The organism is Aeromonas sp. 9A (assembly GCF_963900955.1).
GTDB lineage: Bacteria > Pseudomonadota > Gammaproteobacteria > Enterobacterales > Aeromonadaceae > Aeromonas > Aeromonas salmonicida.
The window spans coordinates 1,959,201-1,982,680 of record NZ_CAWRFG010000001.1; the positions used below are offsets into that span (position 1 = coordinate 1,959,201).

General features: G+C 58.5%; 22 protein-coding genes. 8 read left to right on the forward strand and 14 right to left on the reverse strand.

Features of this window, described 5'->3' with window-relative positions; genetic code table 11:
* Window positions 1–3: 3 nt before the first annotated feature.
* Window positions 4–2,406 carry a beta-N-acetylhexosaminidase gene (locus tag AACX78_RS09310; protein ID WP_159166020.1) on the reverse strand — a complete coding sequence of 801 codons (2,403 nt, stop codon included), beginning with the start codon at window positions 2,404–2,406 and terminating at the stop codon, window positions 4–6.
* A gap of 416 nt (window positions 2,407–2,822) precedes the next feature.
* Window positions 2,823–4,403, reverse strand: coding sequence for an alpha/beta hydrolase (locus AACX78_RS09315; protein WP_159166021.1), 1,581 nt, complete (start codon window positions 4,401–4,403; stop codon window positions 2,823–2,825).
* Between the two features lie 356 nt (window positions 4,404–4,759).
* Here AACX78_RS09315 and AACX78_RS09320 point away from each other — a divergent pair, with 356 nt between their 5' ends.
* Both AACX78_RS09320 and rluF read left to right on the forward strand, forming a co-directional pair.
* Window positions 4,760–4,882, forward strand: coding sequence for a hypothetical protein (locus AACX78_RS09320; protein WP_265342326.1), 123 nt, complete (start codon window positions 4,760–4,762; stop codon window positions 4,880–4,882).
* Window positions 4,872–5,906, forward strand: coding sequence for a 23S rRNA pseudouridine(2604) synthase RluF (gene rluF, locus AACX78_RS09325; RefSeq protein ID WP_159166022.1), 1,035 nt, complete (start codon window positions 4,872–4,874; stop codon window positions 5,904–5,906). Before AACX78_RS09320 ends, rluF begins: the two co-directional genes overlap by 11 nt.
* Window positions 5,907–5,992: 86 nt before the next feature.
* On the opposite strand, the gene AACX78_RS09330 is transcribed toward rluF, so the two are convergent.
* From AACX78_RS09330 to AACX78_RS09340, 3 genes are all read right to left on the reverse strand, one after another.
* Entirely contained in the window at window positions 5,993–7,873 is a 1,881-nt protein-coding gene (locus tag AACX78_RS09330) for an exotoxin A binding domain-containing protein (RefSeq protein ID WP_111588677.1), read from the reverse strand.
* Window positions 7,874–8,222: 349 nt separating this feature from the next.
* The gene (locus AACX78_RS09335) at window positions 8,223–9,458 is read right to left on the reverse strand and encodes a cyanate transporter (protein WP_159166023.1); all 1,236 of its coding nucleotides are present in this window, start codon (window positions 9,456–9,458) and stop codon (window positions 8,223–8,225) included.
* Window positions 9,451–9,975, reverse strand: coding sequence for a nucleoside deaminase (locus AACX78_RS09340; protein WP_159166024.1), 525 nt, complete (start codon window positions 9,973–9,975; stop codon window positions 9,451–9,453). The genes AACX78_RS09335 and AACX78_RS09340 overlap by 8 nt, the downstream gene beginning before the upstream one ends.
* 109 nt (window positions 9,976–10,084) lie before the next feature.
* Here AACX78_RS09340 and AACX78_RS09345 point away from each other — a divergent pair, with 109 nt between their 5' ends.
* On the forward strand, window positions 10,085–10,927 hold the full coding sequence (locus AACX78_RS09345) for a LysR family transcriptional regulator (RefSeq protein ID WP_159166025.1): 843 nt from the start codon (window positions 10,085–10,087) through the stop codon (window positions 10,925–10,927).
* 31 nt (window positions 10,928–10,958) lie between these two features.
* Here the strand turns inward: AACX78_RS09345 and AACX78_RS09350 are convergent, their stop codons facing one another.
* From AACX78_RS09350 to AACX78_RS09360, 3 genes are all read right to left on the reverse strand, one after another.
* Window positions 10,959–11,426, reverse strand: a complete 468-nt coding sequence (locus AACX78_RS09350; RefSeq protein WP_159166026.1) for a GyrI-like domain-containing protein — start codon at window positions 11,424–11,426, stop codon at window positions 10,959–10,961.
* 40 nt (window positions 11,427–11,466) lie between these two features.
* Window positions 11,467–11,622 carry a pleiotropic regulatory protein RsmS gene (rsmS, locus tag AACX78_RS09355; protein ID WP_005310018.1) on the reverse strand — a complete coding sequence of 52 codons (156 nt, stop codon included), beginning with the start codon at window positions 11,620–11,622 and terminating at the stop codon, window positions 11,467–11,469.
* An 84-nt stretch (window positions 11,623–11,706) separates the two neighbouring features.
* On the reverse strand, window positions 11,707–12,177 hold the full coding sequence (locus AACX78_RS09360; protein ID WP_021141144.1) for an acyl-CoA thioesterase: 471 nt from the start codon (window positions 12,175–12,177) through the stop codon (window positions 11,707–11,709).
* Between the two features lie 202 nt (window positions 12,178–12,379).
* Here AACX78_RS09360 and AACX78_RS09365 point away from each other — a divergent pair, with 202 nt between their 5' ends.
* Window positions 12,380–13,030 (forward strand): tellurite resistance TerB family protein, encoded by a 651-nt coding sequence (locus AACX78_RS09365; RefSeq protein WP_159166027.1) that lies wholly within the window; start codon window positions 12,380–12,382, stop codon window positions 13,028–13,030.
* Window positions 13,031–13,227: 197 nt separating this feature from the next.
* Entirely contained in the window at window positions 13,228–13,686 is a 459-nt protein-coding gene (locus AACX78_RS09370; RefSeq protein ID WP_159166028.1) for a GNAT family N-acetyltransferase, read from the forward strand.
* Between the two features lie 64 nt (window positions 13,687–13,750).
* On the opposite strand, the gene AACX78_RS09375 is transcribed toward AACX78_RS09370, so the two are convergent.
* The gene (locus AACX78_RS09375; RefSeq protein WP_159166029.1) at window positions 13,751–15,193 is read right to left on the reverse strand and encodes an aminotransferase-like domain-containing protein; all 1,443 of its coding nucleotides are present in this window, start codon (window positions 15,191–15,193) and stop codon (window positions 13,751–13,753) included.
* A 120-nt stretch (window positions 15,194–15,313) separates the two neighbouring features.
* Between AACX78_RS09375 and AACX78_RS09380 the strand changes: the two genes are divergently transcribed.
* From AACX78_RS09380 to cydX, 3 genes are read left to right on the forward strand one after another with little or no spacing between them, the layout of a single operon-like run.
* On the forward strand, window positions 15,314–16,885 hold the full coding sequence (locus AACX78_RS09380) for a cytochrome ubiquinol oxidase subunit I (RefSeq protein ID WP_021138513.1): 1,572 nt from the start codon (window positions 15,314–15,316) through the stop codon (window positions 16,883–16,885).
* Window positions 16,885–18,012, forward strand: a complete 1,128-nt coding sequence (gene cydB / locus AACX78_RS09385; protein WP_111588631.1) for a cytochrome d ubiquinol oxidase subunit II — start codon at window positions 16,885–16,887, stop codon at window positions 18,010–18,012. The genes AACX78_RS09380 and cydB overlap by 1 nt, the downstream gene beginning before the upstream one ends.
* Window positions 18,013–18,036: 24 nt before the next feature.
* Complete coding sequence (gene cydX / locus AACX78_RS09390) at window positions 18,037–18,150, forward strand: cytochrome bd-I oxidase subunit CydX (RefSeq protein WP_005310033.1); 114 nt, start codon at window positions 18,037–18,039, stop codon at window positions 18,148–18,150.
* 69 nt (window positions 18,151–18,219) lie between these two features.
* Here cydX and AACX78_RS09395 read toward each other — a convergent pair whose 3' ends face one another.
* The 5 genes from AACX78_RS09395 to gapS4a all read right to left on the reverse strand — a co-directional run bounded on the left by AACX78_RS09395 (window position 18,220) and on the right by gapS4a (window position 23,275).
* Window positions 18,220–19,392 (reverse strand): MFS transporter, encoded by a 1,173-nt coding sequence (locus tag AACX78_RS09395; protein WP_159166030.1) that lies wholly within the window; start codon window positions 19,390–19,392, stop codon window positions 18,220–18,222.
* A gap of 426 nt (window positions 19,393–19,818) precedes the next feature.
* Complete coding sequence (gene dkgB / locus AACX78_RS09400) at window positions 19,819–20,622, reverse strand: 2,5-didehydrogluconate reductase DkgB (RefSeq protein WP_159166031.1); 804 nt, start codon at window positions 20,620–20,622, stop codon at window positions 19,819–19,821.
* A gap of 115 nt (window positions 20,623–20,737) precedes the next feature.
* The gene (locus AACX78_RS09405) at window positions 20,738–21,034 is read right to left on the reverse strand and encodes a putative quinol monooxygenase (RefSeq protein WP_159166032.1); all 297 of its coding nucleotides are present in this window, start codon (window positions 21,032–21,034) and stop codon (window positions 20,738–20,740) included.
* Window positions 21,035–21,231: 197 nt separating this feature from the next.
* The gene (gapS4b, locus tag AACX78_RS09410; RefSeq protein ID WP_159166033.1) at window positions 21,232–22,329 is read right to left on the reverse strand and encodes a GapS4b family protein; all 1,098 of its coding nucleotides are present in this window, start codon (window positions 22,327–22,329) and stop codon (window positions 21,232–21,234) included.
* Window positions 22,322–23,275 (reverse strand): GapS4a family protein, encoded by a 954-nt coding sequence (gene gapS4a / locus AACX78_RS09415; RefSeq protein ID WP_159166034.1) that lies wholly within the window; start codon window positions 23,273–23,275, stop codon window positions 22,322–22,324. Before gapS4a ends, gapS4b begins: the two co-directional genes overlap by 8 nt.
* Window positions 23,276–23,480 lie beyond the last annotated feature (205 nt).

Consider the following 23,480-nt stretch of genomic DNA (forward strand, 5'->3'; position numbering starts at 1 on the left):
TCGCTAACTGGCCTCCAGCAGCTTTTCGATGGGATAGGCGCTGGAGACGACCAGCTCATCCCGGATCTGTTTGGCCTCCCGGATCAATGTGCGGGCGGCGTTCTGTTCGGCGGCAGAGAGCGGCTGTTGCTCTTGCCTGGCGTCAAGCAATCGCACCCCGAGCCGGGAGAGGGCATCCACTTGTTCCACCATGGGGGCGAGCGCGGCAAGATCCCGGTTGTTGGCGCTGAGCTGACGCATCGCGGGGGTATTGGCCTGCCAGCCGAGCAGCAGGGTGCGGATCTCCAACTGGCGCGCCTGGTGCACCGGATCGGCGAGTAGTTCATCTACCCAGCCGTCGAGTTGGCGAATGGTCGCGCTTTCGGGGGGAAGTGCATCGGCCAGCCGGTTTAGGGGATCGTAGCGGTCATAATTTTCATTGGCCGACTTTTCGTGGTGGCGATGATAGTACTGGGCCTGTTCGACTGCCTCGGCAAAGCGTTGTAGGGGGGATATATCTGACTGATTGGCCAGCCGCATCATGTTCCGGATGCCATCCCACTGGTGCTGCAGTCCGACGGAGAGGGTGCCCCAGCGGTCCATGTAGGCCAGTCGCTGATACATGCTCTTTTCATCGTTAATATCCTGCGCCGACCAGAGGCGCTCGGCGATGGCATAGGTGCGCGGCCAGAGCCGCAGATCCAGCGTTTGCTCATTGACCAGCTCGCTCCAGAGGGTGACTTCGCCGCCGAGCACACGGCGGGTCTCATCCCCTTGCAGAAATACCGGGTAGCTGTTTTCAGGCAGTTTGGTCCCTGCCATCTGGCTGCCACCTATCTGTTTGCCCGTGATGGGGTAGGTGGAGTTGGCCACCTGCAGCACCCCGGAGAGGGTACCAGAGGCGAGGGTTACGCGCGGCTGGGTCTTGCCCATCCAGCTGTCCATCCAGAAGGTGGTGATGCCGTTGTGCTCGCGTACATCCTGTACCGGACGTCGGGATTTTCCCTCGAAGTCGATGAAGCCGCGCAGCTTGCCTTGCTGATCCCTTATCAGGGTGAAACTGCCGCTGACCGGGCTGCCCCGCTTGCGAGGCGCTTCAAAGGCCCAGCTTTGCCACTGCTCGCCAGGCTGCGGGGTATCGGCAAGAGGTTGTGGGACGGGCAGGGGATCATTGCGGTAGTGATAGGCGGTTGGCTGGGGTTGATCGATGTAGTAGCCAGTAGAGAGCAGCGCTTGATGGCCCTGTCTGGCCGCTTCTCCCAGCGCATCTTGCCCCTGCCAGGACTGGATGACGACGCTTTTGGGCAGATCCGCGTGCAGTGTCTCATCCCAGCCGATCATCTTGCGGCCATGGCGGGCCAGGATCTGCTCCAGCTTACTGTTGAAGTGGGCATGCAGTTCTTGGGTTGTGGTCAGCTTGTTGGTCTGCATATAGGCCTGTACGGACTTACTTTGCTGCCACTGTTCGGGGTCTACTTCGTCCCCACCAATGTGCAGGTAGGGATCGGGGAAGAGGGTGACCACTTCGGTGACCAGCTGGTCGATAAAGTCGTAGACTGCCGGTTTGCTAGGATCGAGCAGCGGCTTGTGGACGCCCCAACGGCGCTCGGGGGCGTAGTCGGTGACCTCCGTCATGAGCTCGGGATAGGCCGCCGCAATGGCTGACGCGTGGCCGGGGAAGTCGAGCTCAGGAACGACTCGAATGCCGAGCTGGGCGGCATAGTCAACCAGCTCGCGGATTTGGGTCTGGGTGTAGAACTGGCCGTCTGATCCTGCCTCCTGAAGGCGCGGGAAGCGTTTGGATTCAAAACGCCACCCCTGATCATCGGTCAGGTGCCAGTGAAAGACGTTGAGTTTGGCTGACGCCATGCCGTCGAGTTGACGCTTGAGATCCTCGAGGGGCAGGAAGTGGCGAGCCGAATCAAGCAGCAGGCCACGCCAGGGAAAGCGCGGTTGATCCGCGATGGTGACAGCAGGGATTGAGTAGCCGCCTGGTCCGCTTTGCAGCAGCTGCAGGAAGGTCTCCATGCCGCGCAGGGCGCCATAGAAGGTGTTGGCTTCAAGGCGGGCACCCTGCTTGGTGATCTGCAGCTGATAACTCTCATCTTCACTCTCCTGCTGCGGGAAAGAGGGGATCCCCTGCTTGACCGCTATCTCTAGACCTGGGCCATCGGTGCCCGGTACCAGAAACAGGCCTGTCTGGCGTTCGATGCGTTGTTGCAGCCGACGTTGTGCCTGCAGCAAGGAGGGGGAGCGGGCCTCGCTCAGGGTGATGGTGAAGTGGCGATCGACGGGCAGCCCCCCCTTGCCCAGCATCACCTCCTGGGGATAGGGCATCAGGGGAAGATCCGTATTGGGCGCAGCCGCCCAGGCGAGGGAGGAGCAGGCCAGGGCGCTTATCGCCAGCGCCAACATCGTTTTTTTCATCGAAGACCTCGAGTACAGAGTGGAAACTGGCCTGCCAGTATGGGGGGCCACAGTGTGTTGAAGGGGGGGGCGTTTTTTCCGGCTGAAAATGGAAAAAAGGCGGCTGCACAGGGAAAGTTGTGAAGGAGCTAACAGTTCAGGGGGGGGACAGAAGCAAAGCTGTGATTCTGCAGGTGTTTTTCGACACCATCGCTTTGATAGAAGTTGCGTGCCCAATCACATTTCACAACATCTTGAGGACACCATAGCGACGTTTGGACAAGGAAAAGAAAAAAGAAAGAGAGACGCCACCTGTTGCGCTGCTTGATGTTGAAGAGCGCAGTCAGACCACTCATGTGCAAAGGGGCCGTCAATTGACTGCCCCTTGTGTTATCGCTATCGCGCCAGCGTTGCTGCGCCGATTTGCCAGCGATCCGCTAGAAAGGCGATCCGCTATCTTCTGCATCCTGTAAAAATTGCTCGACCTCGGCCTGATAGGCCTCGTCATTGTGACTGCTGCTGGCGGGTTTTACGGCTGCAGGCTGGGTGACGGGGGTTGCAGTGAGTGTCTCCATGACCCTCTCTTGCAGATAGGGATAGAAGGGGTTGGAGGAGGTGCGGGTGAGGGCACCTGGATTGACGATCAACATACCGCGCTCCCCGCGCAGGGCCAGCCCGCCCAGGTTGATACCGTACTGGTTCAGCTGCTCCGGGTGCGGCGCCATGCCGTAGAGGGGATCGTCCATGGGGAAGGGCAGCGCCACGTGGGAGAGGGAGTAGATCTCCTTGGGGTAGTCGATGCCAAGAGGGTGAACTTGCTCGAGCGTGCTGCCTGCGACCATCGTTTTTGCCTGGGTCAGGGGGCGGGACGCCGCCTCGTTGCCGACCACCGTCAGCGCATAAGGCTGGGGCTGGCTCGGCAGCAGATGGCTCAGGGCCAGCTCGGAGGCACTGTTGAGCAAGGGGCCGAAAACAGAGCCGCGATTGATGTCGAACAGCACCAGCTCGCTGCCGTTGTTCGGCAGGAAGTGGTAGAGATCGGCGATGATGGAGCGGGTGCTGACCGTGTAGTCCATCACCGACTGGAAGGTGAGTGCCGGCGGGAAGGCCGCCATTTCACCGCTGGTCGCCAGTTGGCGCACCTGCTGCTGAATGGCGTGGGTTAGCCGGTAGGATTGACGTGCCCCATTGACCGGGAAGGAGTTGTATTTGAACGGGTTGAATTCGGGCATGATGCCGAGCCAGGCCGCGTTGGCAAAGGCGGGCAGCAGGGCGGGCACTGCCTTCAGGCCGGCGAAACGGGCAAAGCGGGTCACCCCTATCATGGGGGAGATGAGCACCAGCCGATCCGGCCTTGCCAATGTCCCCGTTTTGTCTTCCAGCGCATCCAGCGCGTATTTCACCGCCAGCGCGCCGCCGTTGGAAAAACCCACCAGATGCAGTGGCAGCGGACCCGGGGCTTGTGCTCGGGCCTCGCGCACAGCCAGTCGCGTCGCCGCCAGCCAGGTCTCCCACTCCATATTGACCAGCCCGGCGGGCACGGTGCCGTGACCGGGTATGCGCAAACCAAGGGCGATAAAGCCCTGCTCGCGATAGCGCTGGGCCAGGTGGCGCAGGCTGTAAGGGGAATCGGTCAGGCCATGCAGGAACACGGCTACTCCCTTCACTTCGCCCTCGGGGCGCAGCAGGTAGGAGCGATTCCAGTCGTCTTGAAAGTGGGCAGGGTTGATGGGCGAGCCCTGATAGTAGCGATTGCCCGCCAGCTGTTGCTCCGGCGGCGTCTTGGCGACCACCTCCTGCTCCACCAGATCGAACAACTGTTGCTCGCGGGCCTGATAGGCTGGCCAGTCGCTGCTATCCAGTTCGTCGGCGCAGAGCTCGGGGGGAATAAAGGTATGCCACAGCTGCAGCGGCGCAGCCTGCCAGGCGAAGTAGGCGATCACCCCCCAAGCGACCAGCAGCGCAAGCAAGAGGGTCAGAAGAGAGCGGCGAAGGAGGCGACGGGTACGAGCCAGCATGGTGTGATCCTTGGCGATGAGGGGTGGGCCCGCCTCCTGGGGTGGGCAGCCGAGAGAGCACCGCGGTCAAGCGGCTGAAAGATGGCTTAAAGCCTAATAGAAACAAGATGATATGTATAGCTGAGGTAGACGTCCTCTCCAGGGGCATCCCCTTGTCAGCCAGCTGGTCCGCCCGGGCCGGCAATCTGACAGCTTCTGTGCGCCAGCGCGGTGAGCCGTGCGCTGGCATCAGGACGACAAGCCAGCCGAGAGCCACTGAGCGGTAACTATCTGCGCTTCACAGCAGCCAGTTATGCTACTGTATCGGCGTTTTTTGATGGTTAAGCTGGCCTTGGCCTTTTTGAAGATGGAATGGTATGCAGAACTTTGACGAAGTGAACCGGCTGATGCAGCAAACAGCCTCCCTGACGATGCCGGCACCGGCAACCGTGCAACTGGATGGGGCTATCAGCCTGTGGCAGGTGACCCATGCTGGCTAATGAATCCATGCGCCTGAACAAGTACATCAGCGAGAGCGGCATCTGCTCGCGCCGCGAGGCCGACCGCTTTATCGAGCAGGGTCAGGTCTTTATCAACGGCAAGCGGGCCGGGATCGGCGATCAGGTGTTTGCCGGGGATCTGGTCAAGGTCAATGGTCAGGTGATCGAGGCGCGGGAAGCCGACAGTCTGGTCTTCATCGTGCTCAACAAGCCGGTGGGCATAGTCTCCACCACTGAGGCGGGCGAGAAGGACAACATAGTCGACTTCGTCAACCACAGTACCCGTGTCTTCCCCATAGGGCGGCTCGACAAGGACTCCCAGGGGCTCATCTTCCTGACCAACCACGGGGATCTGGTCAACAAGATACTGAGGGCGGGCAACGATCACGAGAAAGAGTACCTGGTGACCGTCGACAAGCCGGTGACCGACGATTTCATCAAGGGGATGGGGGCCGGTGTGCCTATCCTCGGTGCCGTCACCAAGAAGTGCAAGGTGAAGAAAGAGGCGCCCTTCGTGTTTCGCATCACCCTGGTGCAGGGGCTGAATCGCCAGATCCGCCGCATGTGCGAACACTTCGGTTTTGAAGTGACCAAGCTCGAGCGCATTCGCATCATGAACGTCAGCCTCAAGGGGTTGCCGGTGGGTGAGTGGCGCGATCTGACCGACGATGAGCTGATCGAGCTGTTCAAGCTGATTGAGGACTCCTCCTCCGAAGTGAAACCGGCCAAAGGCGACAAGCCCAAGGTGGCCAAAGCCACTGTTGCTCAAACCGGCAAAGCGGCGCAAGGCAAAAAGCCGCGCCGGGATGATGACCACGAGATTGGCGGCCGCCCCAATGTGCCGGGCCCGGAAGCCTTCGAGAAGAAGGTCCCCGTGGGCAAGGGGGCTGTTGGCAAAGGCGGCGCCGGTAAAGCCGCCGCAGGCAAAGGCAGTGCAGGTAAAGGGGCGCCCAACAAGGGCAGCAAACCGGCCGCAGCCAAACCGCGTGCCGGCCAGTCCGGCCGCCAGAAGAAGGGGCGCTGAGGCGCACCCTGAGCGGCGTCAGCCTCTCCTTGTTATCCCCAAAAACACCGGCCTCAGGCCGGTGTTTTGGTATCTGCATACAGGGATTACAGCTCGTCGCGGGGTGTGGTGACGTAGTCAGGTAGTGTGCTGATCGCGCGCTCCTCTTGTAACACAGTGGCAGGATCAAGGTTTCCACCCACGTTGCGCGGATCCGTCGGTATGGTGGAGGGGATCACCACCGCCTGCTCCGCCAGGCGCCATCCCAATATGGTTTCGAGGCGTCCACCTTCTTCTTCCGGCCCTGTGATGGCGTCCAGTTGCAGCGGCAAGGGGTGCCCAATCAGGCGACTGACCTCATCAACGGCATCAGGGGACGCCAGTGTCAACGAAGTGGCATAGAGACGGGGCAGGGCGGTACGGGGAACATAGACCCGTAACAGGACGCCATTGCGGATCCGTCCCCGCTCATCTGCGTCCTGATCCTGGGCGTAGCCATAGGCGAGGGCAGGATCTCCTGCGACATAGAAGCCTTGCCAGGGGGCTATCGAGGATTGATCGCGCTCGTGAACACCTTCAAACACTATGCTGTGGGCCGCTTCGATAAAAGTGCCGTGGTAGCCGACAAAGGCATAGCCACTGTCAATCAACTGTTGATGGGCCTGGCTAAGACGGGCCATCGACCAATTCTGGGTGCCAGCCGTTGTAAAACGGACGCTCTCCCCCTCACCCAGGAAGCTGGCACCATTCGGATAATCTCGCTCTTGCAGGGCATTGGCACTGTCGGCTGGGGCAAGGCAATTGAGATCTGCCGCCGGACAGGTGAGATTGACCACATCGGCGCTGGCGGCTTGCTCTTGAGTATTGTGTGCATGCTGTCGGGTAAAGGCGTCACTCTGGGCGGCGGCCATGGTCAGGGCCAGTCGCGCCTGGGCCGGGTTTTCCCGAATGGCTTGTGCCAGCTGCCCTCGGGGGGTTGAACCATCCTCGGGAGTGGTGTGGCTCAGCGCCTGGGCAATCACGGAATCAAGCTGGGACCATGGCAAGCGTGTCAGGACATAAAGGGTGATCAGATTGTGGACCGGGTAGCCGCATTGGCTCAGTTCTTCCCAGCCTCTGGGTTGACGACTGCGCGCCAACGCTTCGAGCGGAATGGCACACACCTGATGGGTGGTCAGGGCTGCCAGGCTGTCGGCCTTGGCAAAATGAAGGCGATGGCTGATGGCGGTAGGGACAATATGGGTGTCGTGAGAAGCCGGAGTCCCAGCCAGTATCCGATAAACCTTGCCTTCCCAGGTATCACCCAGATTACAGCTGCGTTGAGATAGATAGTTGTAAACCGCATCCAGCGGGTCCAACAGGCAAAGCACCTTGCCGGTATGCCACTCGCTCCAGCGCTTTTGGCGACTGTGATGGGTCGGCGCGGCCACGAAGCCGACTCCCGCAGCGCTGAGGGTGAGCGTGCGGTTGACTTCGTTGTTTTCAACATGTCTGACATAGAGTGTCGCGTTTTTTGCCATGTTGCGCAGCAGAGCGTCACTGACTTCGATGCTGTAGATGGGGGAGATATGGCTGATGTCGGAACCTGCATCCAGCTCATGGAAGAAGACCTTGATGCTGGCGGGCGCTTCATTCCCGACGGGCACCAGCCAGTGCAGGGACCAACTGCCCTTCCCCTGTCTGTGGTAGCTGTAACTGCGAGGCTCCTTGCCTGCGGTGGCGCTGGTTAGCGTGATGCTCGAGCCATCGCTGCGCAGGGTCAGGGCATTGTCGATGGCGAGTTTGAGGCTGTTGCTTCCTTCACCCAGCACCATGGAGTAGTGCAATACGCCTTGTTCTGCTTGTTCATCAAGCAAAGTGGAGAGATCGAGTTGGCTGGATCTGACACCTTGGCCAAGGTCCAGGTTGCAGCGGGTTGCGCACTCCTGCCACAGATTGAATGACTCTTCAGCCATGGCCGGTGAGATGACACCGCCTAACATGGCCAAGCCACTGAGTAGAGAAGCCCATTTTGCATTTTTCCGCATGTTTTTACCTTCTGGTGATATCAGGGCCACTGGTGTGTGGCGTTATCTTCCTTGGTGAATACGACATCATCCCTGCCAGACGAAATGAGAATTATGCTCGTCTGAGTTCCTCACCATAACGGTCCATAATACTGGGGCAACCCTCCATATGGGGTCGGTTAATATGTTTAAAATCAATGTGATATGAAATCATCTGTTGATGATTTACACAGCTGGCAGTGGTGAAGGGCAACCGCTTTGTCAGCGAGGAAGCTGGCAGGCAGGAGACATCCTCACCCGGTCGGGGTGAGGATGTACTGACGCAGAAGGGTCAATTGACGGCGACGGGGTTGGGTGCCGGCTTGGCCAGCCCCATTACGCTGGGGTAGTGGCGGGGATCCAGGCGCAGCACCAGCAGGCTCATCAGCACCAATCCCCCCAGTTGCCACTGCCAGGCGGCGGCGAAGTCGCCGCTCAGGTGATGGAGGCGGGCGGCCACCCAGGGGCCGGTTGCCGCCAGCATAAAGCCGAACCCCTGCATCAGGGCGCTGAGGGTGCCGGCGCGGCGCGGGTCGGGCAGGTGATCCAGCGCTATCACCATGATGAGGGAAAAGCTGCCGCCAAGCCCGGCGCCGCACAGCATGCACCAGAGGATGGGGGCGGCTTGTGGCGCGAGCCAGAGGCCGCCAAATCCTGCTACCTGCATGATGATGGCAAGGCCCATCCAGGGGCGACGATCAAGCTTGCGAGCTGCCAGCAGGGGCAGGCCGAGACCGCTGGCGGTCTGCGCCAGCGCCAGCCAGGCCACCAGCTCGCCCCCCTGCTGGGCGCTCCATCCTTGCGCCATATAGGCGGGTGCCAGCCAGGCGACGACGATGCCGTAGCCGCTGTTGATGATGCCAAAGCAGCCGATCAGCAACCAGCTGCGGGGCAGGGTGATCAGCCGCTGCTCACCGTGGGGAATAGCCACCACGGCGGCGCTTGGCAGGCGGACTTTCCACCCTAGCCAGACCATGGCCAACAGCACCGGCAGACTCCACAGGGCAAGCGCCCGCGACCAGTCGAGGCTTGCCGCCAGTTGCGGGGTGAGGCTGGCTCCCAGCGCCCCGCCTCCCATCATGCAGGCAGAGAAGATCCCCATCACCAGTGGCACCTTGTGGGCGAAGCTCTGCTTGATAAGGCCGGGCAGCACCCCTTGCACCAGCGCCGAGCCGAGGCCACAAAGCGCCGCGCTGGCGATCAGCAGGGCGCCGCTTTGGGCATCAAAGCGCATGGCGTTTCCCATCCCCAGCAGCAAGAGAGCCGCCCCCAGCAGTTGGCTTGGGCCCGTGAGGCGGCGCAGGCCAGGTGTGATCAGCACGCCGACGCCGATAAGCCAGAGGGGCAGCAGGGTGAGCCAGGCCAGGGTATCCATGTCCAGCGCCAGCACGTCGGCAATGTCGCGGCTCAAGGGGCCTATGGCGGTGAGAAAGGGGCGCAGGTTGAGGCCAATCAGGATCACCAGCACCAGCAGGGCCAGATCCTGCTTGCTGTGGTGCAGGGTGCTGGCGGGCAGGTCCTTACTCATGGGCTGGTTCCGCCTCTGAGTTGTCTCCATAGAGCGCGGCGGCGCCGAGGGAGACTGGCAGTTTGATGAGGGGCAGAGGTGGCGGGTTGAGGGGCAGTCGCAGCTTGTCATAGCTCGATGTGCTGTCAAAGCCGAAGGGGGCCGCATCATGGTTATCAAAGGCGTAATAGACGGCGCGGATGCCATTCATCACCAGCGCACTCAGGCACATGGGACAGGGGTGACCGCTGGCGTAGACGATGGCCCCCGCCAGCGGCCCGGATTGGCTGGCCTGGCGCAGGGCTTCCAGCTCCGCATGGCGGGTGGGGTCACCCTCCAGATGCATGGTATTGACGGCGCTTGCCACCAGTCGGTCATTTTGTACCAGCAGGGCTGCGAAGGGGCGACCTCCTCGCTGCCGATTCTGCAGGGCCAGTTGCAGCGCCTGCTCCAGCCACTCTGGATGGGAAGGGGCCGTGAGGGAGGTCAGCGACGAGACAAGGTGGGAGCCTGAGGGCTCGGCAGGAGAGTGGGGCATGAGAGAAACCTTGAACCTATGGGGGAGCAGACCAGCCTAGTGGTGCCATCAATCATTTGGAAATTAAATGATAGAATGACATCCAGTAATTTTGTAAATGGAGAATGCCATGCTGGATCCCCTGTTGCTGCGCAGCTTCGTTGCCATCATAGACACGGGCAGCTTCACCCGTGCCGGTGAGCGGGTGCACCTGACCCAGTCCACCATCAGCCAGCAGATACGGCGCCTCGAGCAGCAGCTCGGCTGCCCGCTGCTGGACAGAAGTGGTCGTCAGGTGGTGACCACGGCGGAAGGTGAAAAGCTGTTGGGGCTGGCCCGCCGCATTCTGGCGCTGCTGGCAGAAGCCGAGGCACAGGTGACAGAAGCGAGCCTGCAATTGAGCCTGGGGGTGCCGGAGGATTTCGCCGCCGGCGCCATTGCCCCCGTGCTGGCCGCATTTGCCCGCCAATATCCGCAGGTGCGGCTGGAGGTACAAAGTGGCCTCAGCCACGGGATTTGGCAGCGCTTCGAGGCCGGCGAGCTGGATCTGGCGCTGGTCAAGCAGGGCCGGGGGCGAGGAGCACCACTCGCCAGCTGGCGTGAACCCCTGGCCTGGGTCGACAGCCGCGACTGGCCTGCCTGTGATCGCGATCCCCTGCCGCTGGTGGTGTTCCCAAGTGAAGGGCTCTATCGACGCCAGATCACGGATGCGCTCGATGGGCAGGGGCGGCGCTGGCGCATCGCCTATGTCAGTGCCAGCCTCGCCAGCTTGCAGGGTGCGGTGAGCGCCGGGATCGGGGTTAGTCTGCTGCCAACACGTCTGCTGCAACCGGATCAGGTGGTCCTTTCGCACTGGCCCAGGATCAATCCGGTCGAGTTGGCCCTGCACCTGGGGGCGGAGCGTGGCGAACCCCTGGCCCGCCTCAGCGAGGCCCTGATCGCCCTGTGCGACCAGGTGATGGGGCCTGCCTGAATGGGTCGGGCGCACTGTTGAGGGGCCCGCCTCAGGCCATGGCCTGGCGCGGCACAACGGCGAGCCAGAGTTCCACTTCGCCGCTGTCGGTGTGGGGGTCATATTCGGCGCCATAGCGCTCGAAGTCGGGCTGGTGGGCAGACTGGTAATCCGATTGAGCCAGCCAGTCCAGCGCCTGCTGCCAGGTGTTTGGCATGGTCGAGACATGACCCTGATGCAAAAAGACGGCATAGGTCTGGGGCTGGATGCGCATCCGCCCCAGCGTCTTGGGCAGTACCTCCAGCGCGGCGACTTCCACCGCACACATATATTCGCATTGTGTGGCGGTCACGCCGCAAATGACGCCATAGGCATGCTCCCCCAGCTGGCCCGGCAGCGGACCCAGGGCGCTGAAATCGCGCCACTGACCGCCGAAGTCGGCGTGCTCGAACTCATGGTGGCGACGCAGGCCGCCAAACAGCATGGGGCAGCCACTTTCGAAACGGATGGGATCTGTCATCTTGCCTCCTGTGCTGGGTGAGGCGGCAGCGCTGCCACCCTCAGTGATCCTTGCCTTCCTTGAGCTTGCGTTGATAGTCCTCGGATACGATAGCCAGCGCCGCCAGCGCCAGCGCGGGATCGATCCGGTTGGTTTCCAGCAGCTCGATAAGATCCACCGCCAGCTTGACCTCGGGCGGGGCATTTTCCAATGACATAACAGACTCCGTAATGGGAAAAGCGCCATTATACAGAGCCGCACCCGGATAGGGACCGGCCCTGTATCACGGGCGATGAAGGGCTCAGAGGTGCTGACGCATCTCCTTGTCTATCTCTTCGCGCAGGGCCATCAGTTTTTTGGCGTATTGCTGCAAGCTCAGATCGGCGGCCGAGACAGGTTGCCACTGGGGCACCCTGGTCGGTGTGCCTGTCTCGTCCATGGCGACGAAGATGATGATGCAGTGGGTGGTCTTGTGGCGCTGCCGGTCCGCTGGATGGCGGCTGTAGACATCCACCGCCAGGTGCATGCTGGTGGTGCCAGTGTGAATCACCTGGGCATGTACTTCCACCAGTTGGCCTATCTGGATGGGGCGCAGGAAGCGGATCCCCCCCACGTAGACGGTGACCGCATAGCCGCTGCACCAGCCGGCGGCGCAGGCGTAACCGGCCTGATCGATCCACTTCATCACCATGCCGCCGTGCACCTTGCCGCCAAAGTTCACGTCGGCGGGTTCTGCCAGAAACTGCAGGGTCAGCTCGCGGGGTGGGGTCATGCTCTCTCCTTGTCTTGACATAGTCGCGGTACCGGTTGGTTCATTGGCGCCATGGCGGGCCTGAGAAGCTGGCCAGCATTTATGTCAGGTATACCGCGAATGGCGACAAGATGCACAGCGCCCGGCGTGATATTGGGCGCGTATTCACTCTTGGTTCATAAACTCGGCGCAAGCATGGGGGGGTCAATTGCGAGGAGTCATGATGAAACAAATGCTGGATCAGTTGTTGGGCGCTGGCAAAGGTTGGCTCAACGAAGGCGGCGACAGCCGCAAGGCGCAGATGAAGGGCATGGCGCAGGGCGGCCTGGCTGCCGGTGCCATGGCTTTGCTGCTCGGCAACAAGAAGATCCGCAAATATGGCGGCAAGGTGGCGGCGGTGGGCGGTGCAGCGGCCCTTGGCGGGCTGGCCTACAAGCTTTATCAGGATTGGCAGGCCCAGCAGTCGAGCCCGGCGCAACCGACCCAGCCCCTCGATACCTTGCAGGGCAATGCGCTGGATGCCCGTGCAGCCTTGCTGGTCCGCGCCATGGTGGCGGCCGCTCGGGCCGACGGTCATATCGACAGTGCCGAGCGCGAGAAGATCCAGCAGTACCTGACCGAGCAGGGTCAAAGTGATACGGCGCGCTGGATTGACACCGAGCTTGCCCGCCCCCTCGACCCCCATGCCCTGGCGCGTGAGGTGACCGACATGGAGCTGGCCACCGAGGTGTACCTTGCCTCTCTGCTCGCCATCGAGACGGATCACTTTATGGAGCGCGGTTATCTCGACGAGCTGGCCCGTGCGCTCAAGCTCGATGACAACCTCAAGAGCAGCATAGAGCGGCAGGTAGCACAGCTGAGCGCTCCCGCCTGACAGGAACCAATACCATCGGTAGCCGATAACGCCCCTGTCACGGGGCGTTGTTGTATGTGCATCTTGCGGTCATCAAACTGTATCAGGATACAATTGACCCTTCTTGTTGTCGGTGACTCCCCCTATGATGGGTCTTTCCCCACAGACTAAAAAGTGGGGGTCACTTTGTCAGCAGCAAGCCATACAAGGAGCATTCATTGAAAATACGCAAAGCAGCAGAGAGCGATATTGACGCCATTGTCGAACTGAATCGGCAAATAGGCTTGATGCACTTTGAGCATGTGCCGCAGGTGTTTTGTGCACCTTCTGTCGAGGAGCGAGATTTTCTGCTCAATGCCATCAGAAACGAAGGCCGTCTGTTTTGTGTTGCCGTGGATAATGAGCAGGTGTTGGGGTTTCTGAGCGCAAGAATCGACATCAATGAAGCCATCCCCTTTCTCACCAAGTTGCCCATCTGTCACATCAGCTCTGTGGTGGTGGATGAAAACCACAGATCCAAAGGCATAGGCAAGGCGCTGATTGACCATTGCGATGGCTGGGCCAAGGCCCATGATGCCAGCCAGATCAAGCTGGAAGTCATGTCATTCAATGAGAGAGCCAAGTCGCTTTACGAGTCCCTCGGCTTTAAACGACAGTCTGAAATTTATGCCAGATAGCCCCATGGATCAGGCTCGCTGCGGAGCCTCTTGGCTGTACGGATAGCCGCCGACCAGGCCCCAGTCACGGGGCCTTGTGGTTTCCGGCCTCCAGATGGGGCGCGAGCTGCTGGTGAATAAGTTCGGCCAGCTGGGCGAGGGCGGTTTCCAGTTGGGGGCGCCAGGGATGGGAGCTGTTGAGGCGCAGGCAGTGGTTGTACTGCCCCTGACTGGAGAAGAGCGCGCCGGGCGCCAGTGAAAAGCCGCAGGTGAGCGCCCGGGCGTGCAGTGCCCGACTGTCGAGACGGGTGTCAAATTCCAGCCAGAGGAAATAGCCGCCATCGGGGGCGCTGATGCGCACTTCATCCGGAAAGAGGCGCAGCAGGGCGGCCCGCATCTGTTGCTGGCGCTGGGCCAGGGTGTGGCGCAGACGGCGAAAGTGGGCATCTACCCCGCCCTGGCGCAACATCTCGGCCAGTGCCAGCTGGCTTGGCACATTGGTCGACAGGGTCGACATCAGTTGCAGCCGCTGAATGCGCTCGGCATGGGGCCCCGCCACCACCCAGCCGACCCGAAAGCCAGGGGCCAGGCATTTGGAAAACGAGCTGCACAGCAGGCTGTCGCCCCGCACATCCCAGCACTTGAGCGGTTTGGGCCGTTCACGGCCAAAGTAGAGATCGGCGTAGACGTCGTCCTCCACCAGTGGCACCTCATGCTGGCTCAGCAACTGCATCAGCGCCTGCTTGTGGCCGTCTGGCATTGTGTGGCCCAAGGGGTGCTGCACATTGCCCATCAGCCAGCATGCCTTGATGGGGCGCTGGGCCAGCGCCTCGGCCAGCAGGACGAGATCGATGCCCACCCCCGGGATCACCGGGATCTCCACCGCATTGAGTTTCAGCCGCTCTATGGCCTGCAGGGCGCCATAGAAAGTGGGGGATTCCACCACCACCCAGTCCCCCGGCTCTGTCAGTACCTGCAAGCTCAAGGAGAGTGCCTCCATGGCCCCGGTTGTGATGATGATCTCCTGCGGGCTCACCGCCAGGCCATCACTGGCGTAGCGCTGGGCGATGGCGCGGCGCAGCGCCACGTTGCCGGGAGGCAAATCGGCTACTGTGCTGAAGGGATCGAGTTTGCGCATGCAGCTCGCCAGTGCCCGCCCGAGCTGGGGATGGGGGAACAGGGTCGGATCGGCCACCGACATGCCAAGGGGCACCAGTTCCCGCGACTTGCTCGCCTGCAGCACCTCGAATACCAGATCGTTGATGTCCACCGAGCCTGTGTAGTGCGCTTGCTGCTGTGCGCTGGCTCGCAGCGGGGAGGGGGCGGCTTTGACGTAGTAGCCGGACTGGGGTCGCGCCAGTATGAGACCGCGGCTTTCCAGCAGCTGATAGGCCTGCAGCACCGTCATGGGGCTCAGATGGTGGATCTTGCAGCTCTGGCGGATGGAAGGAATGCGCTCCCCCGCTTGCCAGACGCCGCTCGCTATCTGTTGCTGCAACTGATCTGCCAGCTGGCCGTAGAGGGACATGGAGTACTCAAACTGTTATAGGTGTAATTCACTATAACTGCATCTGTTATAGGTGTCATGACCCATGGTGTACTTAACCGACGAGAACCTGTCTGTTAAATGCAACATAGAGAGTCATGCATGATAAGCCTGGATGATGTGGTCAGCCTGTCCCGAATACAGTTCGGTGCGACGGCGATGTTCCATTTTCTGTTTGTGCCCCTCACTCTGGGGCTGTCCTGGATCCTGGTGATCGCCGAGTCGGCCTACGTGATGACCGGCAAGGTGATCTACAAGGACATTACCCGCTTCTGGGGCAAGTTGTTTGGTATCAACTTCGTGATGGGAGTGACCACGGGGATCACCCTGGAGTTCCAGTTCGGCACCAACTGGGCTTACTACTCCCAGTATGTGGGGGACATCTTCGGTACCCCGCTGGCGGTGGAGGGGCTGATGGCCTTCTTCCTGGAATCCACTTTGGTCGGCCTCTTCTTTTTCGGCTGGGACAAGCTCTCCCGTGGTCAACACCTGCTGGTGACCATGCTGGTGGCGCTCGGCTCCAATCTCTCCGCGCTCTGGATCCTCATTGCCAACGGCTGGATGCAAAACCCGGTGGGCGCCGAGTTCAACCCCGTCACAATGCGCATGGAGCTGGTGGATATCGCCGCCGTGCTGTTCAACCCTGTGGCTCAGGTCAAGTTCGTGCATACGGTGGCGGCGGGTTATGTGGCGGCCTCCCTGTTCGTGATGGGGATCAGCAGCTGGTATCTGCTGCGCCGCATGGAAGTACGTTTCGCCCTGCGATCCTTCGCCATCGCCTCGGGCTTTGGTCTGGCCGCCATCCTCTCGGTCATCATACTGGGTGACGAGTCGGGCTATACCTCGGGGGAAGCGCAGAAGGTCAAACTCGCCGCCATTGAGGCGGAGTGGGAGACAGAGCCAGCCCCTGCTGCCTTCACCCTGTTCGGCTGGCCCGATCAGGATGCCGAGACCACCCATGCCGCCGTCAAAATCCCCTACCTGATGGGCATCATAGCCACCCGTTCCCTCGATGAGGTGGTGACCGGCATCAAGGATCTTAAAGTGCAGCACGAGGCGCGGATCCGCAGCGGCATGCTGGCCCATGATGCGCTGGAAGCGCTGAGGGCAGACGGCAGCAATACAGCCGCGCAGGCCACCTTCGATCGTCACCGTCATGATCTCGGTTACGGCCTGCTGCTCACCCCCTATGCCAGGGAGATCGGCAAAGCCGATGAAGGGGCCATTGCCAGGGCCGTGGCGGACTCAATCCCGCAAGTGGCGCCACTGTTCTGGAGCTTCAGGCTGATGGTGGGGATTGGCATAGTGCTGCTGGTGCTGTTTGCCGCCTCTTTCCTGCAACTGTGTCGTGGCAGACTGGTGCAGTCGCCGCGCCTGCTCAAAGTACTGTTCTGGAGCATACCCCTGCCCTGGATTGCCATAGAGGCGGGCTGGTTCGTGGCCGAGTTCGGTCGCCAGCCCTGGACCATCAGCGACGTGCTGCCAGTGTCTGCCTCCGTCTCCTTGCTGCAACCGGGCCAGCTCTGGTTCAGTCTCATCGCCATCTGTCTCATCTACACCAGCCTGCTGGTGGTTGAGCTGTTCTTGTTGCGTCACGTGATCCGCAAAGGGCCTGCCAGCCTGCAGACGGGTCGTTATCAAGGTGAAGTGTTGCAAAACGGGAGTCCTGCCTGATGGATTACGAAACCCTGAAATTGGTCTGGTGGGGGCTGGTGCTCTTCATGCTCATCGGCTTCGTGGTGATGGATGGCTTCGACCTGGGGGTTGGCCTGCTGTTGCCCCTGGTCGGCAAAACAGACGATGAGCGGCGGGTGCTGCTCAACAGTGTGGGCCCTGTGTGGGAGGGCAATCAGGTGTGGCTGATTGCCGGTGCAGGCGCCCTGTTTGCCGCCTGGCCCCTGGTCTATGCCGCCGCCTTCTCGGCGCTCTACGTGCCCTTCATGTTCCTGCTGTTTGGGCTCTTTCTGCGCCCGGTCGGCTTTGACTATCGCAGCAAGCTGGCCTCACCCCGCTGGCGACGCTGGTGGGACAGAGCCCTGGTGACGGGGGCCCTGCTGCCGACCCTGGTGTTTGGTGCGACGCTCGGTTTTCTGCTGCAAGGCTTGCCGTTTCGCTTCGACGCTGCCCTGCGCATCCACTACGGTGCCTTTGAGTTTCACTGGCCCTTGCTGTTGACCTGCATGGGCACGGCACTGGCCCTGCTGATGCTGCACGGTGCCAGCTTCTTGCAGTGCAAGACGCAAGGGGTTATCGCCGAGCGCTGCGCCCGTCAGAGCCTCTGGCTCGGCCCCCTTGCCAGTGGCCTGTTTGCCCTCGGCGGCGTCTGGCTCAGCCAGATGGCGGGTTACCAGATAAATGAGATAGGTGATCTCAATGGTGCCCTCACGCCGCTGATGAAACAGGTGGGGCTGGCGCCGGCGGGTTGGTTCACCAACTTCCTGTCGTACCCTTGGCTCTGGAGTGTGCCGGTCCTCGGCCTCTTGCTGCCAATGGTGAGCACGCTGGCAAGCAGTTTTGGCCGGGCGCGGCTGGCCATCCTTGCCAGCGGCGGTGCCTGCGCCACCATGATGCTGACCATCGCCATCGCCTTGTTCCCCTTCGTACTGCCTTCGTCGCTGGATCCGTCGAGCAGTCTGACCCTGTGGGATGGCACCTCCAGCGAGCGCACCCTTTTCATCATGCTGGGGATAGTCGCCGTGCTGATGCCCATCAATATCGGCTACACCCTCTGGGTCTACCGGGTGGTGCGGGGCAAGGTGAGCACCCAGCAGGTGCGCCAGCACGGCCATAGCCTCTACTAACTCAACTAAAGGGACATCTCGACTATGTGGTATTTCACCTGGATATTGGGGCTGGGGTTTGCCCTGCTGTGCGGCTTGGTCAACCTGCTCTGGCTGGAGGCCCGCTGGGCCGCTGACGAGGATCTCAAGGAGTCTTGAGTCCGCTATAGCTTTTTTGGATATGGAAAAGGCCGACACCCAGTGTCGGCCTTTTGTCTGCACAAGGGTTTAGAGTGCCAGCGCCAGTCTGGCTTCGCGCCGCTCGCTGACATGGGTCAGCCCATAGGCCAGCAGCACGATAAGGGCGCCAATCCAGGGTGTGTGCATCAGGCCCAGGTGTTCCACCACCAGGCCACCCACCACGGATCCCAGTGCTATGCCGACGTTGAAGGCGGCGATGTTGAGGCCGGAGGCGACATCCACCGCATTGGGGGTATGGCGCTCGGCCTGTTGCACCACCAGCACCTGCAAGCCTGGCACGTTGCCAAAGGCAAAGGCGCCCCACACCAGCACGGTCAGCACCGCCAGCACAGGGTGTGGCGCAGTGAAGGTGAGAGTGAGCAACACCAGCGCCAGACCACCGAACAGCAGTTTCAGGGCGGGCAGGGGGCCCAGTCGGTCTGCCAGCTTGCCACCCCAGATATTGCCAAAGGCTACAGAGACACCGTACACCAGCAGGATCAGGCTCACGGCACCGGCACCAAAGCCGCTCACCTGCTGCAATATGGGGGCGAGGAAGGTCAAGGCGGTGAAGGCGCCGCCGTAACCCAGGGCTGTCTTGGCATACACCAGCAGCAGCGGTTTCTTGGTCAGCACGGCGAGCTGTTCGCGGATGGTCGAGGCCGCCCCCTTGGGCAGGTTGTTCGGGATCAGCAGCAGGCTGCCCACCATGGCGATCACACCGAGCAGGCTCACTACCAGAAAGGTTTCACGCCAGCCAAACACCTGACCAATCCAGGTGCCGAGTGGCACGCCGGTCACCAGCGCCACTGTCAGGCCGCTGAACATGATGGCGATGGCGCTCGCCGCCTTCTCTTTGGCCACAAGACCCGTGGCTATGGTGCTCCCCACCGAGAAGAAGACCCCGTGGGCCAGACCGGTCAGGATGCGGGCAACGATCAGGCTATCGTAACCGGGGGCCTGCCAGGCGAGCAGGTTGCCTGCGGTAAAGAGCGCCATCAAGCCAACCAGCAGCCACTTGCGCGGTAACTTGCCGGTGAGCGCCGTCAGCAGCGGCGCGCCTATGGCGACGCCGAGGGCGTAGAGGCTGACCAGCAGGCCCGCCGTGGGCAGCGAAACATTGAGTTGTTCTGCAATGGTGGGAATGAGCCCCACGATCACGAATTCGGTGGTGCCGATCGCAAAGGCACTCAGGGTGAGGGCAAATAATGCCAGTGGCATACAAACTCCTTGGATAGTGACTCCCGACGGGAGAAGGTGGCCAGTATGCCGAGTCGCTTTGTTGGCAAAAATGACGGTGACATCAAATTACTTTTGCCAAATCAGCATCAATAAGCGGCTCTGCTGTGCCCCGTTCGACCAGGGATGACGGCAGGCCGGGAGCGCGAAGGCGAGATAAAGAGGGTTTGAGAAAAGAAGTCTTGAGGAAAGAGGGGAAAGACGGAGAGGAAAGCTGGGGTTGGGCATGGCTGGCGGCTAGCCAGGGTAAGGGTTGCAACAAGAAGGGTAACAAAAAAACGGGAGGCATTTTGCCTCCCGTTTTGGTGCTTTCTGGCGCTGTCGTCATGGGTGAGTCCCTATGACCCTCACGCCTCACAAGGGGGCCTTTACTCTCCCTAAAGCAGGGAAAGATCGTGAGGGCCGAGTTTAGTCCCAGGCCGGCGCAAAGTCGGGGTCGGCGCAGCGTTCACCCCGCTCCAGGGTGGCGATCTGGGCCATCTCTTCACTGCTCAGGGAAACTTCGAGGGCAGCCAGATTGGCGGCCTGATGCTCCCGCTTGGTGGAGCTCGGGATCACCGTCATGCCCTGGGCCAGTAGCCAGGCCAACGACACCTGGGCTGCCGACACCTTGTGGTACTTGCCTATCTCCATCAAGAGCGGCTCACTCAGCACCTTGCCGTAAGCCAGCGGCATATAGGCGGTGATGGCGATGCCCTGCTCCTGGCAGAATTCCACCACCTTGCGGTTTTGCAGCAAGGGGTGGATCTCTACCTGCTGGTGAGCGATGGCGCCGGGACCCAGAATGTCGATGGCTTCTTTAAGCTGGGCAACCGTGAAGTTGGAGACCCCAATTTCCCGGGTCAAGCCCAGGGATTTGGCTTCGGCTAGCTGCTCCAGATAGACGGCCATCGGCACCTCGTTGTTGGGAGAGGGCCAATGGATCAGCGCCAGATCCAGATAGTCGGTGCGCAGTTTCTCAAGGCTGGTTTTCAGGCTAGGGATCAGTTTGCCTTCGGCAAACTCGCTGGTCCACACCTTGGTGGTGAGGTAGATATCCGAGCGGGGCACCGAGGTCGTCGCCAGCACCTCGCCCACTTCGCTTTCGTTGTCGTAAATCTGGGCGGTATCGATATGGCGATAACCGAGCGCCAGACCGGTATTCAGGGTTGCAAGCAGGGGCTCACCTTTCAGGCGAAAGGTGCCCAGACCCATGGCAGGCATTTTCATCATCAATTTCCTCAAATGGGGGGTTTGGCCCTTGCCCAGAGCAAAGGCGTTTGCTTGGTGCAAAGGCCGTGGCGGCGGTGCAAGTTGGCAGCGCCATCGTCAACGAGTCTCGGAATGCTCAGGCCGGCAGTCGGCGGTAATTGCGAATATTGCTGCTGGCAAACCAGGGCTCGGCCGTGGCGATAAAGTCGAGGAAGTGAGCTTGCTGCCGGTGGGCCGTGAGCGCGGCTTCGCTCTCCCACTCTTCGTGCAGCATCCAGCTATGGGGATTGTCCCTATCCTGATGCAGCTGGTAGCGCTGGCAGCCAGATTCCTGCAGGGTGGCCGCCATCAGCGGCTCAAGGGCGGCCCGGAACTGGGCGGAAAATTCGGGTTTGGCTTCAAGTTGGGCAATCACAATCACGGGTGATGACATCTGAACCTCCTAGTTAAGACGGGAGTCAGTATGCCCGCCCCAGACTGGGGGATACAGGGCAGCAGTCGCAAAACACTATTGAGATAAGAGCAGCAATGGGACACATAAATGCCACCGACAAAGGGCGGTGTCAGGTGATAGCTAGATTTGTACAATCCATATGTACAAATCTAGAGCTATACATTCAATAAAGTCCATTAACCCTTATATTTTTCATGTAATTTTAATTTGTGTGACTCTAAAAACTTAAGTATATCAAGTTTAATTTTTGATTTTTGTTCTGCGGGCATCTTTCTTTGTATGTTGATATTGTCGACCTCCATCATTAATTCGCTGTTTTCTTCCTGCTCTGGAAAGCAAATAGTTACAGTGCAAGTACCTTGGTGCTCATCATCATTAAGCTCATAACTTGATGTAACGCTATATAGCTTTATATGGCTTTTTAATTCTTGCTTTATGAAGAAAAGACTTGTATCTAAGCCTTGTCCTTTAAACATCAAATTTTTCACTTTTTCTTCAAACCACTCCATTTCTTGTGGGCGGCTATCTTTTAGGTCATCATCAGGTGAGAAAGTTACTTTTTTCATGTCCTTATAATACAAGTACATTTCATTCGTTCTGGCCAGTTCCAGCAAGAAACCAATTCTTGCTTCATTTGTAAAATCGCCAAACAAGATTTGTTGTAAAGGTTGGTCAACAATATAATTGTGTTCAGATAGATGCTTATGTACTCTCGTGGATATTTTGTTCAGCACATTAGCAGTTTCTTTTGATGTATGCTTCATTGTAAGTCTTAAATCAACATTGTCATTTGTTAATTTTAATTCAATGGAGCCGTTGTGAAAGGAAACATCATCACCGAAATTTTTAGTCTTATCAGTTCTTTTTAGCGTAACCTCGGCGATTATATGGTTGGGATCTTTTCCATCTCCTGCGGCGGAAAATGAAGGTACATTGTCGATAGATATAACACCGAAAGGATCATTTATTAGATTTGAAAAATCAAAATCGAAAGGAAGAGCGTTAAGTAATGTTTCATCACTATTCCATTTTAAATTCCGTGTTCTTATCTTAGGGTTGTCTTCTTTCGATTGGATGGCTTCTTTTAGCAACTCAAACTCTTCAGGAGATATGCCAGTCTTAACAAGAAGTGGCCCTAGAACAACTTTATCAGTTGATGAACTGAAGGTTCCCCTCGATTTTAGGATGGCTTGTATATCAGGAGCTTTAATCATTGAGTTTCCAATAAACTGACGTAAATAATCACCAGTTGGAATAAAGAAAGCATCACTCATTAGCAAGACTCCTAAAAGTTGGCAAATAGTTCTTAATGGAAATGTTAATTGAAGTCTCAAAAGAGCTAAGGACTTTTCTTTTTATAACATCATGGTCATCTGAGAAGTAATCAGGGGTTAACACCTCAAAGTCACTAACATGATCTAATGTGTTATCTCTACAATATGTTATTAGTTTTGAAAAGTTGTCCTCTGAGAACCCATTTATAGTTGAAACTATAAATTTGTATGTATCATGCTCGCCAACTTTTTTCTTCAATAAAAATGGGATTATAGGGCTGGTCAAATATTCAACCTGAAGTTTATTGCTATGCAACACTATAGTGTTATCATTTAAATTCAATCCAGTGAGAGGGTGATAAAAGTACCACTCCCAATCTTGGTATGTATATTCTATAAAGTCTATTGTTTTAAGTATAAAAGTTACTTTCTTATTATCTATTACATAAAGTTGTTTTACATCATACTCTGAAATGAATCTGCTGCTTTGTAGTCGAGTAACGAAGTCTGTATCATCATCATCTAAACTTGAAATGAAAAACAAAACGGGAATGTCATTTATTTGAGTGCATCCTTTAAAAGCCGAGTTAATATCTCTTCGTTCAGCAGAACGTTGAAAACATTCAGTAGTATGTACTAAGTCCCTGATATACCCTTTAAACTTTTCTGTGGCTGACTGAGGATATTTTGAATCTTTTATGTGTTTGATTGATACAATTAAATTATTGAGTGTATTAGATTCAAGAGATGACTTGTAGGAATATTGGAAATCAATGCCATGTTGTTTCTTCTCACCTCCTTTTGCTTCAGGAAGCGCATGTGTATTTGGGTTGTAACAGGTGTAATACATGCCTTTTTGTGGAGAGTTCCAACCTATTCTACTGAAGAATTTATCTGCAATTTTCTCTCCAACCTCACCAATGGTTTTAGATCTTTCCCCAGCCATCTACCTGCTCCACTTAAATTTTTAAATATATAGGCCACAATCCGTTGATAGAGGTTACCAATCATGGAGTTGGCATCGAATGGCGATGATAATCTATTTGGTCCTCTAATTGGCAGCGCAAAGATCACAAAAATATGTTCGCTCATGCTTTTTGTTGTTGATACAACTAGGGACAACGGCTGGCTTGGTATATGGGGTGGGGCTG